General features: G+C 73.7%; 13 protein-coding genes. 10 read left to right on the plus strand and 3 right to left on the minus strand.

The window, feature by feature from the left end; genetic code table 11:
• Nucleotides 1-19 precede the first annotated feature (19 nt).
• The 3 genes from ACFYP3_RS15980 to ACFYP3_RS15990 all read left to right on the plus strand — a co-directional run bounded on the left by ACFYP3_RS15980 (nt 20) and on the right by ACFYP3_RS15990 (nt 3,239).
• The gene (locus ACFYP3_RS15980; protein ID WP_388832005.1) at nt 20-1,000 is read left to right on the plus strand and encodes a PP2C family protein-serine/threonine phosphatase; all 981 of its coding nucleotides are present in this window, start codon (nt 20-22) and stop codon (nt 998-1,000) included.
• 308 nt (nt 1,001-1,308) lie between these two features.
• Nucleotides 1,309-2,649: a transcriptional regulator gene (locus ACFYP3_RS15985; protein WP_388832008.1), complete on the plus strand. Its 1,341-nt coding sequence runs from the start codon at nt 1,309-1,311 to the stop codon at nt 2,647-2,649.
• 62 nt (nt 2,650-2,711) lie between these two features.
• On the plus strand, nt 2,712-3,239 hold the full coding sequence (locus ACFYP3_RS15990) for an NUDIX hydrolase (RefSeq protein WP_388832206.1): 528 nt from the start codon (nt 2,712-2,714) through the stop codon (nt 3,237-3,239).
• Nucleotides 3,240-3,259: 20 nt separating this feature from the next.
• Here ACFYP3_RS15990 and ACFYP3_RS15995 read toward each other — a convergent pair whose 3' ends face one another.
• Nucleotides 3,260-4,132, minus strand: a complete 873-nt coding sequence (locus ACFYP3_RS15995; protein ID WP_030706157.1) for a 3-hydroxybutyryl-CoA dehydrogenase — start codon at nt 4,130-4,132, stop codon at nt 3,260-3,262.
• Nucleotides 4,133-4,291: 159 nt separating this feature from the next.
• Here ACFYP3_RS15995 and ACFYP3_RS16000 point away from each other — a divergent pair, with 159 nt between their 5' ends.
• Entirely contained in the window at nt 4,292-5,539 is a 1,248-nt protein-coding gene (locus ACFYP3_RS16000) for a glycoside hydrolase family 10 protein (protein ID WP_388832011.1), read from the plus strand.
• A 1-nt stretch (nt 5,540) separates the two neighbouring features.
• Here ACFYP3_RS16000 and ACFYP3_RS16005 read toward each other — a convergent pair whose 3' ends face one another.
• Nucleotides 5,541-5,738 carry a DUF1918 domain-containing protein gene (locus ACFYP3_RS16005; protein WP_351298059.1) on the minus strand — a complete coding sequence of 66 codons (198 nt, stop codon included), beginning with the start codon at nt 5,736-5,738 and terminating at the stop codon, nt 5,541-5,543.
• Nucleotides 5,739-5,771: 33 nt separating this feature from the next.
• Nucleotides 5,772-6,716 (minus strand): DMT family transporter, encoded by a 945-nt coding sequence (locus tag ACFYP3_RS16010; protein WP_388832015.1) that lies wholly within the window; start codon nt 6,714-6,716, stop codon nt 5,772-5,774.
• Here ACFYP3_RS16010 and ACFYP3_RS16015 point away from each other — a divergent pair.
• From ACFYP3_RS16015 to ACFYP3_RS16040, 6 genes are all read left to right on the plus strand, one after another.
• Nucleotides 6,715-8,142 carry a PLP-dependent aminotransferase family protein gene (locus ACFYP3_RS16015; RefSeq protein ID WP_388832018.1) on the plus strand — a complete coding sequence of 476 codons (1,428 nt, stop codon included), beginning with the start codon at nt 6,715-6,717 and terminating at the stop codon, nt 8,140-8,142. The two genes, ACFYP3_RS16010 and ACFYP3_RS16015, sit on opposite strands and share 2 nt — an antisense overlap.
• A gap of 93 nt (nt 8,143-8,235) precedes the next feature.
• The gene (locus ACFYP3_RS16020) at nt 8,236-8,811 is read left to right on the plus strand and encodes a histidine phosphatase family protein (RefSeq protein WP_388832021.1); all 576 of its coding nucleotides are present in this window, start codon (nt 8,236-8,238) and stop codon (nt 8,809-8,811) included.
• 244 nt (nt 8,812-9,055) lie between these two features.
• Nucleotides 9,056-10,084: an N-acetyl-gamma-glutamyl-phosphate reductase gene (gene argC, locus ACFYP3_RS16025; RefSeq protein ID WP_388832024.1), complete on the plus strand. Its 1,029-nt coding sequence runs from the start codon at nt 9,056-9,058 to the stop codon at nt 10,082-10,084.
• The gene (gene argJ / locus ACFYP3_RS16030; protein ID WP_388832027.1) at nt 10,081-11,262 is read left to right on the plus strand and encodes a bifunctional glutamate N-acetyltransferase/amino-acid acetyltransferase ArgJ; all 1,182 of its coding nucleotides are present in this window, start codon (nt 10,081-10,083) and stop codon (nt 11,260-11,262) included. Before argC ends, argJ begins: the two co-directional genes overlap by 4 nt.
• Complete coding sequence (gene argB / locus ACFYP3_RS16035; protein ID WP_388832031.1) at nt 11,259-12,203, plus strand: acetylglutamate kinase; 945 nt, start codon at nt 11,259-11,261, stop codon at nt 12,201-12,203. Before argJ ends, argB begins: the two co-directional genes overlap by 4 nt.
• Complete coding sequence (locus ACFYP3_RS16040; protein WP_388832034.1) at nt 12,200-13,405, plus strand: acetylornithine transaminase; 1,206 nt, start codon at nt 12,200-12,202, stop codon at nt 13,403-13,405. Before argB ends, ACFYP3_RS16040 begins: the two co-directional genes overlap by 4 nt.
• The last annotated feature ends 2 nt before the right edge of the window (nt 13,406-13,407 follow it).

The raw sequence follows: 13,407 nt of genomic DNA on the forward strand, positions 1-13,407 counted from the left end.
GCCGGAGGGGAGCCTACGGATGATCACGCGCGGGGAGATGCCCCAGCTGCGCCGGGTGTGCGTCGTGGCCTGGGGCGGCGTCGCGGTGTCCTGGGAGCTGGCCACCTCGGGGCGGCTGGCGCCGAGCCTGGCCACGTGCGCGGCCTTCCTGCTGCTGGCCACCGGCTGGGCCCTGCACGTCCGGAGCGGGCTGCTGGGCGAACTGCGCCGCTCGCAGGAGATCGCGGGCGCCGCGCAGCGGGCGGTGCTGCGGCCGATGCCGGGGCGGATCGACGGCCTGATCTCGGCCGCGGCGCAGCTCTCGGCGAGCCGGGGCGCGGCGGTGGGCGGGGACCTGTACGAGGCGGTGCCGACGGCGCACGGCGTGCGGGTGGTCATCGGAGACGTACGGGGGCACGGGCTGCCGGCGCTGGGCGCGGCGGCGGCCGTGCTCGGGGCCTTCCGCGAAGCGGCGTACGACGAGGCGACGCTGGGCGGCGTCCTGCGGCGGATGGAGCGGGCGCTGGGCCGGCACCTGCGGGACCGGGCGCGCGCGGAGCATCCGGCCGCCTGCACCGGCGAGCCGCAGTCGCCCTCGGCCGAGGAGTTCGTGACCGTCCTGCTCCTCCAGATCGCCCCGGACGGCACCCTGCTGGCCCTGAACTGCGGCCACCCCTGGCCGTACCGCATCCGGCCCGCGCAGCGGCTCACCGACGTGCAGGCCCTGGACGGCGAGACCCTGCCCCCGCTCGGGGTGGTGCCCGTACCGGCGCAGGCGCAGCCGCACCCCGTGGGGGAACTGCGGCCCGGGGAGACCCTGTTCCTGCACACCGACGGAGCTGAGGAGGCCCGGGACGCCGCCGGCGCGTTCTTCCCCCTGCGGAGCGTCCTCGCGCAGGCCCCGGCCCCGCGAACGCCCGCGCGGCTGGTCGCGGGCGTGCACGCGGCCCTGCTCCGGCACACGGGCGGGCGACTCGCCGACGACGTCGCCCTGCTGGTGCTCAGCAACGACCGGTCCTGACCGGCCCGCTGCCGGGGGGCCGGCTCCGCCGGGACCCGGCGACCAACCGGGCGCCGGCGGAGCCGGACACGCCGCCCGCCTGCCATGGAGTGTCGGGCAGACAGCAGGACGGGCGGCGCGGTGCGGGTCGTCGCACTGTACGAGGGGGAGCCGACGACCCGAGCTACCTCTTGGCGAGGCCCTTAAGTGAAGCGCCCGCGGCGGCCCCTGCGGCAGAGTGCGCATCGCATTTATGCGCGTACACGGTTCACACCCCGTGTGAACCGCGCACCCACTAGCCTGAGACCGACGAGCCCCGGGAGCGGCCCATGCAGCCCAACGTCCTGCTCGACGCCCTCCTCGCCGAGGCGGGCATGTCCCATGCCGGACTCGCCGCCTACGTGAACCAGGCGGGCCGCACCCGCGGACTCGCCCTGCGCTACGAACACACCGCCGTGGCCCGTTGGCTGAAGGGCCAGCGGCCCCGGGGGCAGGTCCCCGACCTGATCTGCGAGGTGCTCGGCGGCCGGCTGCGGCGCCCCGTCGGCCTGGACGACATCGGGCTCGGGGCGGCCGACCGGCCCGTCTCCCTGCACGCCTCCCCGCTCAGCGGGTTCGTGGACCGGGCCGCCGCCCTGTGGCGGTCCGACGGGCAGGCCCGGCCCCAGCTGCTCGCCGCCGAAGCGGTCACCGGAACGCCCGCCGTGATCCCGGTCTGGGAGTGGGAGAACCCGCCCGAGGACGCGGACGTCTCCCGCGAGGGCCCGAACCGGATCGGTCCCGAGCACATCGAGATCCTGAAGGCCGCCCGCGCGCACTACGAGCTGATGTACCGCAGGGCCGGCGGAGTGGCCACCCGGGACCGGATCGTCCGCTTCCTTGGCAGTGAGACGGCGCCCATGCTGCGCGGCAGCTACCCCGACGCCCTCGGCCGCCAACTGCACCGGGCCACCGGCTCGCTCGTGGCGGTGGCGGGGATCTGCGCGTACGACTCGGACGCCCACGGGCTCGCCCAGCGCTACTTCCACCAGGCGCTGCGGCTGGCCAAGGCGAGCGGGGACCGCGGGCTCGGGGCGTACGTGATCGCGCTGATCGTCAACCAGTCCCTGCACCTGCGCGAGTACCGCCAGGCCGTCGCCTTCGCCGAGGCCGCGCTGCGCGCCGCCGGCCCGCACACCACTCCGGCGCTGGCCGCCGACCTGTACGCCATGCAGGCCAAGGCGTACGCCCAACTCGGCGACACCGGGGCCGCGCTGGCCTGCATCCGCAACGCCGAGGCGGCGGCCGAGCGGATCCGCCCCGGCACCGAACCGGACGAGACGGGCTACGTACAGCCCGGGCTCGTCAACGTCCAGGTCGCCGAGGCGCTGCTCAGTCTGGGGGACCTGGAAGCGGCCCGGGTCCAGGCGGCCGCCGCCGTCGGCACCCCGGCCCACGACCGCGGGCGGGTGCACCGGCTGGCGATGCTGTGCGAGATCCAGCTGCGCCAGGGCGAGGCGGACCGGGCCGCGGCCTCCGCGGCGGAAATGGCCGAGCGGGCCAGGGGGATGGAGTCGCTGCGGCTGCGCGACCGGCTGCGGGCGGTCCGCGAACAGCTGCTGACCAGCGGTTGTTCGGGCGCGGCGGAGACCGCACAGCTCATCGACGGGGCGCTGCGCGTTCCGCTGTGACAGGTCAGCTGCTGCCATGTTTGCCACCTACTCGAACGGAAGGTGGCACAGCCGTGCAGTGGATGAACCTGAGTGAGCAGACTGTGTACAAGAACCGCTGGTTCGACGTGAACCTCGCCGATGTGGAACTCCCCGACGGCCGGCACCTGGACCATTTCGTGATCCGGCTGCGTCCGGTCGCCGTGGCCACGGCCGTCAACGAGGCCAACGAGGTGCTGCTGCTCTGGCGGCACCGCTTCATCACCGACAGCTGGGGCTGGGAACTGCCCGCCGGGGTGGTCGAGGACGGCGAGGACATCGCGGTCGCGGCGGCGCGCGAGATGGAGGAGGAGTCGGGCTGGCGGCCCGGCCCGCTCCACCACCTGATGACCGTCGAGCCGTCCAACGGGCTGACCGACGCCCGCCACCACCTCTACTGGGCGCAGGGGGCCACCTACATCGGCCATCCCGAGGACGCGTTCGAGTCCTCGCGCCGGGAATGGGTCCCGCTCAAACTCGTGCCGGACATGATCGCGCGCGGGGAGATCCCGGCCGCCAACATGGCGGCCGGGCTGCTCCTGCTGCACCACCTGCGGCTCGGTCAGCCGTAGGGACGCGGGCGCGGCGGGGATCAGGCGTAGGGGTAGAAGCCCGCGCCCGTCTTGCGGCCCAGGCGGCCGGCGTCGACCATCCGCTGGAGCAGCGGGGGAGCGGCGTACAGGGGCTCCTTGTACTCGGCGTACATCGAGTCGGCGATCGAGGCGATGGTGTCCAGGCCGATCAGGTCGGACAGCTTGAGCGGGCCCATCGGGTGGGCGCAGCCCAGCTCCATGCCGTTGTCGATGTCCTCGCGGCTCGCGATGCCCGACTCGAACATCCGGATCGCGGACAGCAGGTACGGGACGAGGAGCGCGTTGACGACGAAGCCGGAGCGGTCCTGGGCGCGGACCGCGTGCTTGCCGAGCACGTTCCGCACCAGGGCCTCGGCCCGCTTGACCGTCTCCTCGCCCGTGGTCAGCGCCGGAATCAGCTCGACGAGCTTCTGCACCGGGGCCGGGTTGAAGAAGTGGATGCCGATGACCTGGTCGGGCCGCGAGGTCGCCACGGCCAGCTTGACCAGCGGGATCGAGGAGGTGTTGGAGGCCAGGATCGCGTCCGGGCGGGTGATCACCTGATCGAGGACCTGGAAGATCTCCGTCTTGACCTGCTCGTTCTCGACGACCGCCTCGATGACGAGGTCACGGTCGGCGAACTCGCCGAGGTCGGTGGTGAAGGTGAGGCGGGCGAGGGCGGCGTCCCGCTCCTCCTCCGTGATCTTGCCGCGTTCGGCGGCCTTCGTCAGGGAGTTGTGGAGCCGGGTCCGGCCGATCTCCAGGGCTTCGCCGGTGGTCTCGGCGACCTTGACCTCAAGGCCACTGCGGGCGCACACCTCGGCGATACCCGCGCCCATCTGGCCACAGCCCACTACGCCGACCCGTGTGATGTCGGAAGGGAGGTCAGTCACTTCGTGCCTTTCGCAGCTCTCCGTCGGCGGGTCCCCCGTACGATTCCGGCGCCCGCCACGCCCCCCGACGTTACTCCCGACCTTGCGCCGGGCGGCGGGCCGGGGCGGGCATGCTGGGCGGACACCGCGCAATGTCACTCAGCGAAACGGAGATGTCACATGACGTACATCGGCCGACGGGCACTGCTGGCCGGAGCCGTGGGGGTGATCGCGGCCGCCACCTCCGGGCCCGCCGCCGCGGCGGCCCGGCGCACGTCCGGCGGGCTCTCCGCCCGCGCCGCCACCGCCGAGTTCCGGGGGATGTGGATCGCCTCCGTGTCCAACGTGGACTGGCCGTCCGAGAGCGGGCTCTCCGCCGAGCGGCAGCGCTCGGAACTGCTGCGGCTCCTGGACACCGCGGTCAAACGCCGGCTCAACGTGGTGGTCCTCCAGGTCCGGCCGGCGGCCGACGCGCTCTGGCCCTCCGAGCTGGAGCCCTGGTCGCAGTGGCTGACCGGTGAGCAGGGGGCCGATCCCGGCTGGGACCCGCTGGGCACGGCGGTCACCGAGGCGCACGCCCGCGGGCTGGAGCTGCACGCCTGGTTCAACCCGTACCGCGTGGCCAACCACACCGACCTCGACCGGCTGGCCGCCACCCACCCGGCCCGGCGCAACCCCGACTGGACCGTCGAGTACGGCGGCAAGCTCTACTACAACCCCGGCATGCCCGAGGTCCGGCGCTTCGTCCAGGACGCCATGTTCGACGCCGTCAACCGCTACCCGGTGGACGCGGTGCACTGGGACGACTACTTCTACCCCTATCCGGCCGAGGGCGAGTACTTCGACGACGACGAGGCGTACGAGGAGCACGGGGGCTCCTTCGCGTCCCGCGCCGACTGGCGCCGCCACAACACCGACACCCTGGTCCAGGAGATGTCCGCGCGGCTGCGGGCCCTGCGCCCGGCGGTCCGGTTCGGCATCAGCCCCTTCGCGGTCTGGCGCAACTCCGACCGCGACCCGCTCGGCTCGCCGACGCGGGCGGGCCTGGGCACGTACGACGACCTGTACGCGGACACCCGCAAGTGGATCCGGGAGGGCTGGATCGACTACATCGTGCCGCAGGCGTACTGGCACATCGGCCACCCGACCGCCGACTACGCCGACGTCGTGCCCTGGTGGGCGCGGACCGTGGCGGGCACGGGCGTGGACCTGTACGTGGGGGAGGCGCTGTACCGCTGCGAGGCGGACAGCACCACCGCGGCGTGGCGCGATCCGGGGGAGCTGTCGAAGCACCTGCGGTTCGCCGCCGGATACCCGGAAGTCCGCGGCCACGTCTACTTCTCGGCGAAGCACGTGGCCGCGGACCCCAACGGAGCGATGGCCCGGGTGGTCGCCGACCACTACGGCTCGGCGGTGCCCCCGCGCTGATTCAGTGGTCGGGCTCTACGGGGTGACGGACCACGCAGTCGGGCCCGGGGGCCATGAGCGCCTCGTGCCCGTCCTGGAAGCGGACCCGGTACGGGGGGGTTCCGTTTTCGCCCAGCACCTGGGTGATCTCGCCCACCTTGTCGTGCTGTCCGACGATCCTGCCGTGCTGCACCAGCTGGTCGCCCTCGGTCGCGCGCATAACTGACCTCCTCGGTGGCGGTCCGATCCGGTGCTAGCAGTTTAGGTCGTTCCGGGGCTGTTTGACCCGTTGGGTGACCGCGATGCAGACGAGGACGGCGCAGGCGGCGACCGGCGCGGCAGGGGTGAGGCGCTCGCCCAGCACCGCCACCGACCAGACCAGGGTCAGCAGCGGCTGGGCGAGCTGGAGCTGGCTTGCGCGCGGTGCGCCGATCTCGGCCATGCCCCGGTACCAGACGTACAGGCCCAGGAAGGTGGAGCCGGCCGCCGCCCAGACCAGCCCGGCCAGCCCGTGGCCGCCGAGGTGCACCGGCTCGAACGCGAGGCCGAGCGCGGAGCCGGCCAGGCTGAGCGGCAGGCACAGGACCAGGGCCCAGCCGATCACCTGCCAGCCGGGCAGGGTCCGGGCGAGGCGACCGCCCTCGGTGTACCCGGCGGCGCACACCAGCAGGGCGCCGAACAGGTAGGCGTCGCCGGCCGAGAGGGCGCCACCGCTCCGCGCGAGGGTGCCGTCACATGCGACGAAGGCGAGGACGACCGCGGCCCCGGCGACGGCCGCCGCCCAGAAGGCGCGCGGGGGCCGGGCGCCGGTGCGCAGCGCGGACAGCGCGGCCGTGGTGAGCGGCAGCAGGCCGACGACGACCGCGGCGTGCGAGGTGGTGGAGGTCGTCAGCGCGAGGGTGGTGAGCAGCGGGAAGCCGACGACCACGCCGCCGGCGACCACGGCGAGGCCGGCCCAGTGCTCGCGGGCGGGCAGCGGGACCCGGCGGGTCAGCAGGAAGGCTCCGGCGATGACGGCGGCGAGGACGCTGCGCAGGGCGACGAGGGACCACGGCCCGAAGCTCTCCAGGCCCCACGCGGTGGCGGGGAAGGTCAGGGAGAAGGCGAGGACGCCGAGGGAGGCGAGGGCGGTACCGCGGCCCACCGGACTCTTGACCGCTATCGCCTTCGGGAGAGTAGCGCTATTCTGTGCTGTCATGTATGAGCGTAGCAGTGTGGCGGAACTGGCGGAATCTCTACGGTCTGAGCTCAACCGCTACTCGGTGGGTGGAAAGCTCCCGTCGAGCCGGGCCCTGGTCGAGCGCTACCGGGTCAGCCCCGTCACCGTGTCCCGGGCCCTGGCGCAGCTCGCCGCCGAGGGCCTCGTCGTCACCCGGCCCGGCGCCGGGGTCTTCCGCGCCTCCCCGCGCACGGCGCCCGCCGCGCCCGGGGACACCTCCTGGCAGGAGGTCGCCCTCAGCGCGGAGGCCCCCGGCGAGATCGTGCCGCGCTCGGTCGACGCTTCCGGGGTGCTGGCCTGCCTGGCCGCACCGCCGCCGGGGGTGATCGGACTCAACAGCGGCTATCTGCACGCCTCCATCCAGCCCGAGCGGGCCATGGCGGCCGCGCTGGCCCGGGCCGGGCGGCGCCCCGGCGCCTGGGACCGGCCGCCCATGGAGGGGCTGCCCGAGCTGCGCGACTGGTTCGCCCGCGAAATCGGCGGGGCCGTCGCGGCCGCCGACGTACTGGTCACCGCGGGCGGGCAGAGCGCGCTGACCACCGCCCTGCGGGCGCTGGCCCCGCCCGGGGCGCCGATCCTGGTCGAATCCCCCACCTATCCCGGGCTGCTGGCCATCGCCCGCGCCTCCGGCTGCCGGCCCGTGCCCGTGCCGGTGGACGCCGAGGGGGTGCGGCCGGACCTGCTCGCCGCCGCCTTCGAGGCGACCGGGGCGCGGGTGTTCGTGTGCCAGCCGCTGTTCCAGAACCCGACCGGGGCCGTACTGGCCCCCGCGCGGCGGGCCGAGGTGCTGCGGATCGCGCACGCCGCCGGAGCCTTCGTGGTCGAGGACGACTACGCTCGCGCCCTCGGCCACGACGACGCCGGTCCGCTGCCCGCGACGCTGGCCGCCGAGGACCACGACGGGGTGGTCGTGCACGTCCGGTCCCTGACCAAGGCCACCTCGCCCAGCCTGCGCGTGGGCGCGCTGGCCGCCCGCGGTCCGGTGGTGGACCGGCTGCGCGCCATCCAGGTCGTCGACACCTTCTTCGTGTCCCGGCCGCTCCAGGAGGCCGCCCTGGAACTGGTCGGCGCGCCCGCCTGGCCGCGCCACCTGCGCACCGTGGCCGCCGAGCTGCGACACCGGCGGGACGTGCTCGCGGGAGCCCTGCGCCGGGAGCTGCCCGGGCTGACCCTCGGTCATCTGCCCTCGGGCGGGTACCAGTTGTGGCTGCGGATGGCCGACGGGGCCGACGACGCGGCCTTCGCGGCGGCGGCCCTGCGCGCCGGGGTGGCGGTGGCCCCGGGCCGCCCCTACTTCTGCGCCGAACCGCCCGGCCCGTACGTCCGGCTGAGCTTCGCCGGGGTGTCGGGGCCGGGGGAGCTGGTGGAGGCCGTCCAGCGGCTGCGGGCCGGACTCGGCGGGTAGGCCGTCCCGTGCGGATCGGGGCCGGCCGCGGGCCGCCGACGGGCGCGTTCCGGAAGGCTTGACCCCCGGCCGTTCGCGGCCCACCATCACCGCATGCATGTTCGGGTTTCGCTCGTTGCCGCAGCCCGTAGTTCCTCGCTGCTCGCCGAGCGCTTCGACGACGACCGCCCGCTGGACGGACCCGGCTGGCGGTCGGTGGAGTCCGCCGCCCGGGACCTCGTGCCCCTGGGCGCGGCCGAGCTGCGCTACTGCTCGCCGACCCCGCGCAGCCGGGCCACCGCCGACGCCCTCGGGTACGCGCCCCTCGCGCAGCCCGCGCTGCGCGAGTGCGACATGGGCCGCTGGCGGGGGCTGACGCTGGCCGAGGTGACCGCCCGCGAACCCGACGCGGTGGACCTGTGGCTCAGCGATCCCCGGGCCGCCCCGCACGGAGGCGAGTCCCTGCTCGCCTTCATCTCCCGGATCGGCGGCTGGCTCGACACCCGGCCCGCCGACGACGGCGGCGCGATCGTGGCGGTGGCCGAGCCCTCGGTGGTCCGGGCGGCCCTGGTCTACGCGCTGCAGGCGCCCCCGCTGACCTACTGGCACGTCGACGTCCGCCCGCTGTCCACCGTGACCCTCACCGGCTGGGCGCGCCGCTGGTACCTCTCCCTCCAGGCCCCGGCGTAAGCACGTCCGAGACCGGCCGGTGGGCCGGGCACCGTCTCGTCGACGGGACGGCCCCGCGCGCGGCCGGACCGACGGGCTGACGCAACCGGCGGAATCGCCGCCGGAGCGGGGCCTTTCCTGCTAGACATCTTCCGTAGGGCGCCCCCGGCGCCGGATCCTCCCGTGCGTCCCTCCCGCCGAGATCCAGAACATTGCATAAACGTGCGGATGTACGTATAGTCATGCCATCGATGAGGAGGGTCCGATGGTGGTACGTGCAGCGGTGGCCGGAGCGAGCGGGTACGCGGGCGGGGAAGTCCTGCGCCTCCTGCTCTCGCACCCCGAAGTGGAGATCGGCGCGCTGACCGCCAACTCCAACGCCGGACAGCTCCTCGGCTCCCTCCAGCCACACCTCGTGCCGCTCGCCGGGCGCACCCTGGAGGCGACCACCGCGCAGGTCCTCGCCGGCCACGACGTCGTCTTCCTCGCACTGCCGCACGGCCAGTCCGCCGCCGTCGCCGCCGAACTCGGCGAGGACGTCCTCGTCGTCGACATGGGCGCCGACCACCGGCTCAAGGACTCCGCCGACTGGGACGCCTTCTACGGCGCCCCGCACGCCGGGACCTGGCCCTACGGCCTCCCCGAGCTGCCGGGCGCCCGCACCGCACTGGAGGGGACCAAGCGCATCGCCGTCCCCGGCTGCTTCCCCACCGCCGTCACCCTCGCGCTCTTCCCCGCCTACCAGGCCCAACTCGCCGAGCCGGAGGCCGTGATCGTCGCCGCAACCGGAACCTCCGGCGCGGGCAAGGCCCTCAAGCCGCACCTGCTCGGCGCGGAGGTGATGGGCTCGGTCACTCCGTACGGCGTGGGCGGCGGCCACCGGCACACACCCGAGATGGTGCAGAACCTGAGCCCCATCGCCGGCCAGCGCGTGTCCGTCTCCTTCACGCCGACCCTCGTGCCCATGGCCCGCGGCATCCTCGCCACCTGCTCGGCCAAGGCCCTCCCCGGCACCACCGCCGAATCGCTGCGCGCCGCCTACGAGAAGGCGTACGCCGACGAGCCGTTCGTCCACCTGCTGCCCGAGGGCCGGATGCCGTCCACCAAATCCGTCCACGGTTCCAACGCCGTCCACGTCCAGGTCGCCTACGACGCGTCCGCCCAGCGGATCATCGCCGTCAGCGCCATCGACAACCTGACCAAGGGCACCGCCGGCGGCGCGGTGCAGAGCATGAACATCGCCCTGGGGCTCCACGAGAGCCTGGGTCTTTCCACGATCGGAGTCGCACCGTGAGCGTCACGGCAGCACAGGGATTCACGGCAGCGGGCATCGCCGCCGGGATCAAGGCCAACGGCAACCCGGACCTGGCCCTCGTGGTCAACAAGGGGCCGCGACTGGCCGCCGCGGGCGTCTTCACCTCCAACCGCGTCAAGGCCGCACCCGTGCACTGGTCCGAGCAGGTCCTGCGCGGCGCCACCGTCAGCGCGGTCGTCCTCAACTCCGGCGGCGCCAACGCCTGCACCGGCCCCAAGGGCTTCCAGGACACCCACGCCACCGCCGAGAAGGTGGCCGCCGTCCTCGGCGACGACGTCAACGCCGGGGAGGTCGCGGTCGCGTCCACCGGCCTGATCGGCGTCCTGCTCCCCATGGACAAGCTGCTCCCCGGCATCGAGACCGCGGCCGCCGCCCTGTCCGAGGACGGCGGCGAGGCCGCCGCCATCGCCATCAAGACCACCGACACCGTGCACAAGACGGCCACCGTCTCCTGGGGGTCCCCCCGCCCGGAGGGTGGGGGAGGCTGGACCGTCGGCGGCATGGCCAAGGGCGCGGGCATGCTCGCCCCGGGCCTCGCCACCATGCTCGTCGTCCTCACCACCGACGCCGACCTGGACAGCGCCACCCTCGACAAGGCGCTGCGCGCCGCCACCCGCACCACCTTCGACCGCGTCGACTCCGACGGCTGCATGTCCACCAACGACACGGTGCTGCTGCTCGCCTCCGGCGCCTCCGGCCGGGTGCCGGCGTACGAGGAGTTCGCCGAGGCCGTGCGCACCGTCTGCGACGACCTGGCCCGCCAGCTGATCGGCGACGCCGAGGGCGCCAGCAAGGACATCCGCATCGAGGTCGTCGGCGCGGCCAGCGAGGACGACGCGGTCGAGGTCGGCCGGTCCATCGCCCGCAACAACCTGCTCAAGTGCGCCATTCACGGCGAGGACCCGAACTGGGGCCGGGTGCTCTCCGCGATCGGCACCACCCAAGCCGCCTTCGACCCGGACCGGCTCAACGTCGCCATCAACGGCGTGTGGGTCTGCAAGAACGGCTCGGTCGGCGAGGACCGCGACCTGGTCTCGATGAAGGACCGCGAGGTCCGCATCACCGCCGACCTCGCCACCGGCGACGAGTCGGCCGTCATCTGGGCCAACGACCTGACCGCCGACTACGTCCACGAGAACAGCGCGTACTCCTCATGAGCGACGAGAAGGCCGGCCAGCCCGGCACCGCCCGCAAGCACACCGCCCTGCCCAAGGCGCAGATCCTCATCGAGGCGCTGCCCTGGCTCACCCGCCACAACGGCAAGATCGTCGTCATCAAGTTCGGCGGCAACGCCATGATCGACGAGGACCTGAAGGCGGCCTTCGCCCAGGACGTCGTCTTCCTGCGCCAGGCCGGCCTCAAGCCGGTCGTCGTGCACGGCGGCGGCCCCCAGATCAACGCCCAGCTCGACAAGCAGGGCCTGGTCAGCGAGTTCAAGGCCGGCCTGCGCGTCACGACCCCGGAGGCCATGGACGTCGTACGGATGGTCCTGGCGGGCCAGGTCCAGCGCGAGCTGGTCGGACTGCTCAACCAGCACGGGCCGCTCGCCGTCGGCATGACCGGCGAGGACGCCCACACCATCACGGCGACCAAGCACAGCCCGGAGATCGGCGGCGAGGTCATCGACATCGGGCGGGTCGGCGAGATCACCGCCATCGACACCGGCGCGATCGAGGCGCTGCTCTCGGACGGCCGGATCCCGGTCATCTCCTCCATCGCCCGCAGCGCCGACGACCACCACGTCTACAACGTCAACGCCGACACGGCGGCCGCCGCGCTCGCCGCCTCGCTGGGCGCCGAGACGCTGATGGTCCTCACCGACGTCGAGGGCCTGTACGCCGACTGGCCGCACAGCGACGAGGTCATCAGCCGGCTCACCGTCAGCGAGCTGGAGAAGCTGCTGCCCGAGCTGTCCAGCGGCATGGTGCCCAAGATGGAGGGGTGCCTGCACGCCGTGCGCAACGGCGTGAACACCGCCCGCGTGCTCGACGGGCGGGTCCAGCACTCGATCCTGCTGGAGATCTTCACGGACTCGGGCATCGGCACGATGGTCGTGCCCGACCCACAGCCCGGACGACAGCCAGGGGGAGCGCAATGACGAAGGGCACCGGCAACCAGGAATACGGCGCGCGCTGGCAGGGCGCGCTGACCGACAACTACGGAACCCCCGCCCTCGCGCTCGTGCGCGGCGAGGGCGCCCAGGTGTGGGACGCCGACGGCAAGCAGTACACCGACTTCGTCGGCGGCATCGCCGTCAACGCGCTCGGGCACGCCCACCCGGCGATCGTGGCGGCCGTGACCGAGCAGGTGTCCACCCTCGGCCACGTCTCCAACCTGTTCATCTCCGAGCCGGTCGTCGCGCTCGGCGAGCGGCTGCTCCAGCTCTTCGGCCGCCCCGGGAAGGTCTTCTTCTGCAACTCCGGGGCCGAGACGATCGAAGCCGCCTTCAAGATCGGCCGGCTGACCGGGCGGACCCACATGGTCGCCACCGACGGCGGCTTCCACGGCCGGACCATGGGCGCCCTCGCCCTCACCGGCCAGCCGAAGAAGCAGGAGCCCTTCCTGCCGCTGCCGGGTGACGTCACGCACGTCCCCTTCGGTGACGTCGAGGCCCTGCGGGCCGCCGTCACCGAGGAGACCGCGCTCGTCGTCATCGAGCCCATCCAGGGCGAGAACGGCGTGGTCGTGCCCCCGCCCGGGTACCTGACGGCCGCCCGCGAGATCACCCGCGCCACCGGCACCCTGCTCGTCCTCGACGAGGTCCAGACCGGCATCGGCCGCTGCGGCCAGTGGTTCGAGCACCAGGCCCACGAGGACGTCGAGCCCGACGTCGTCACCCTCGCCAAGGGACTGGGCGGCGGTCTGCCCATCGGGGCGGTGGCCCTCTTCGGCGCCGCGGCCGACCTGTTCCGGCCCGGCCAGCACGGCACCACCTTCGGCGGGAACCCGGTCGCCTGCGCCGCCGGCCTCGCCGTGATCGACACCATCGCCTCCGAGGGACTGCTCGACCAGGTCAAGGCCCGGAGCGAGCGGCTGCGCTCCGGGATCGAGTCCTCGGGGCACCCGCTGGTCTCCCACGTCAGGGGCGCGGGCCTGCTGCTGGGTATCGTGCTGACCGAACCGCTCGCACCCCAAGTGCAGCAGGCGGCTCAGGACGCCGGCTTCCTGGTCAACGCGCCCGCCCCCGACGTCGTACGGCTCATGCCCCCGTACGTACTCACCGAGGCCGAGGCTGACGCGTTCCTCCGGGCCCTGCCCGGCATCCTCGACGCAGCCAACGGGGACGGAACCGAAGAATGAGA

Source organism: Streptomyces sp. NPDC005533 (assembly GCF_042871845.1).
Lineage (GTDB): Bacteria > Actinomycetota > Actinomycetes > Streptomycetales > Streptomycetaceae > Streptomyces.

Bases quoted from the DNA above. Each gene is read 5' to 3' on its own strand.
- ACFYP3_RS15980 (WP_388832005.1), top strand. From the start codon at position 20: ATGATCACGCGCGGGGAGATGCCCCAGCTGCGCCGGGTGTGCGTCGTG.
- ACFYP3_RS16000 (WP_388832011.1), top strand. From the start codon at position 4,292: ATGACGTACATCGGCCGACGGGCACTGCTGGCCGGAGCCGTGGGGGTG.
- ACFYP3_RS16010 (WP_388832015.1), bottom strand. From the start codon at position 6,716: ATGACAGCACAGAATAGCGCTACTCTCCCGAAGGCGATAGCGGTCAAG.
- ACFYP3_RS16040 (WP_388832034.1), top strand. From the start codon at position 12,200: ATGACGAAGGGCACCGGCAACCAGGAATACGGCGCGCGCTGGCAGGGC.
- ACFYP3_RS16015 (WP_388832018.1), top strand. From the start codon at position 6,715: ATGTATGAGCGTAGCAGTGTGGCGGAACTGGCGGAATCTCTACGGTCT.
- argB (WP_388832031.1), top strand. From the start codon at position 11,259: ATGAGCGACGAGAAGGCCGGCCAGCCCGGCACCGCCCGCAAGCACACC.
- ACFYP3_RS16020 (WP_388832021.1), top strand. From the start codon at position 8,236: ATGCATGTTCGGGTTTCGCTCGTTGCCGCAGCCCGTAGTTCCTCGCTG.
- argC (WP_388832024.1), top strand. From the start codon at position 9,056: ATGGTGGTACGTGCAGCGGTGGCCGGAGCGAGCGGGTACGCGGGCGGG.
- ACFYP3_RS15990 (WP_388832206.1), top strand. From the start codon at position 2,712: ATGAACCTGAGTGAGCAGACTGTGTACAAGAACCGCTGGTTCGACGTG.
- ACFYP3_RS16005 (WP_351298059.1), bottom strand. From the start codon at position 5,738: ATGCGCGCGACCGAGGGCGACCAGCTGGTGCAGCACGGCAGGATCGTC.
- ACFYP3_RS15985 (WP_388832008.1), top strand. From the start codon at position 1,309: ATGCAGCCCAACGTCCTGCTCGACGCCCTCCTCGCCGAGGCGGGCATG.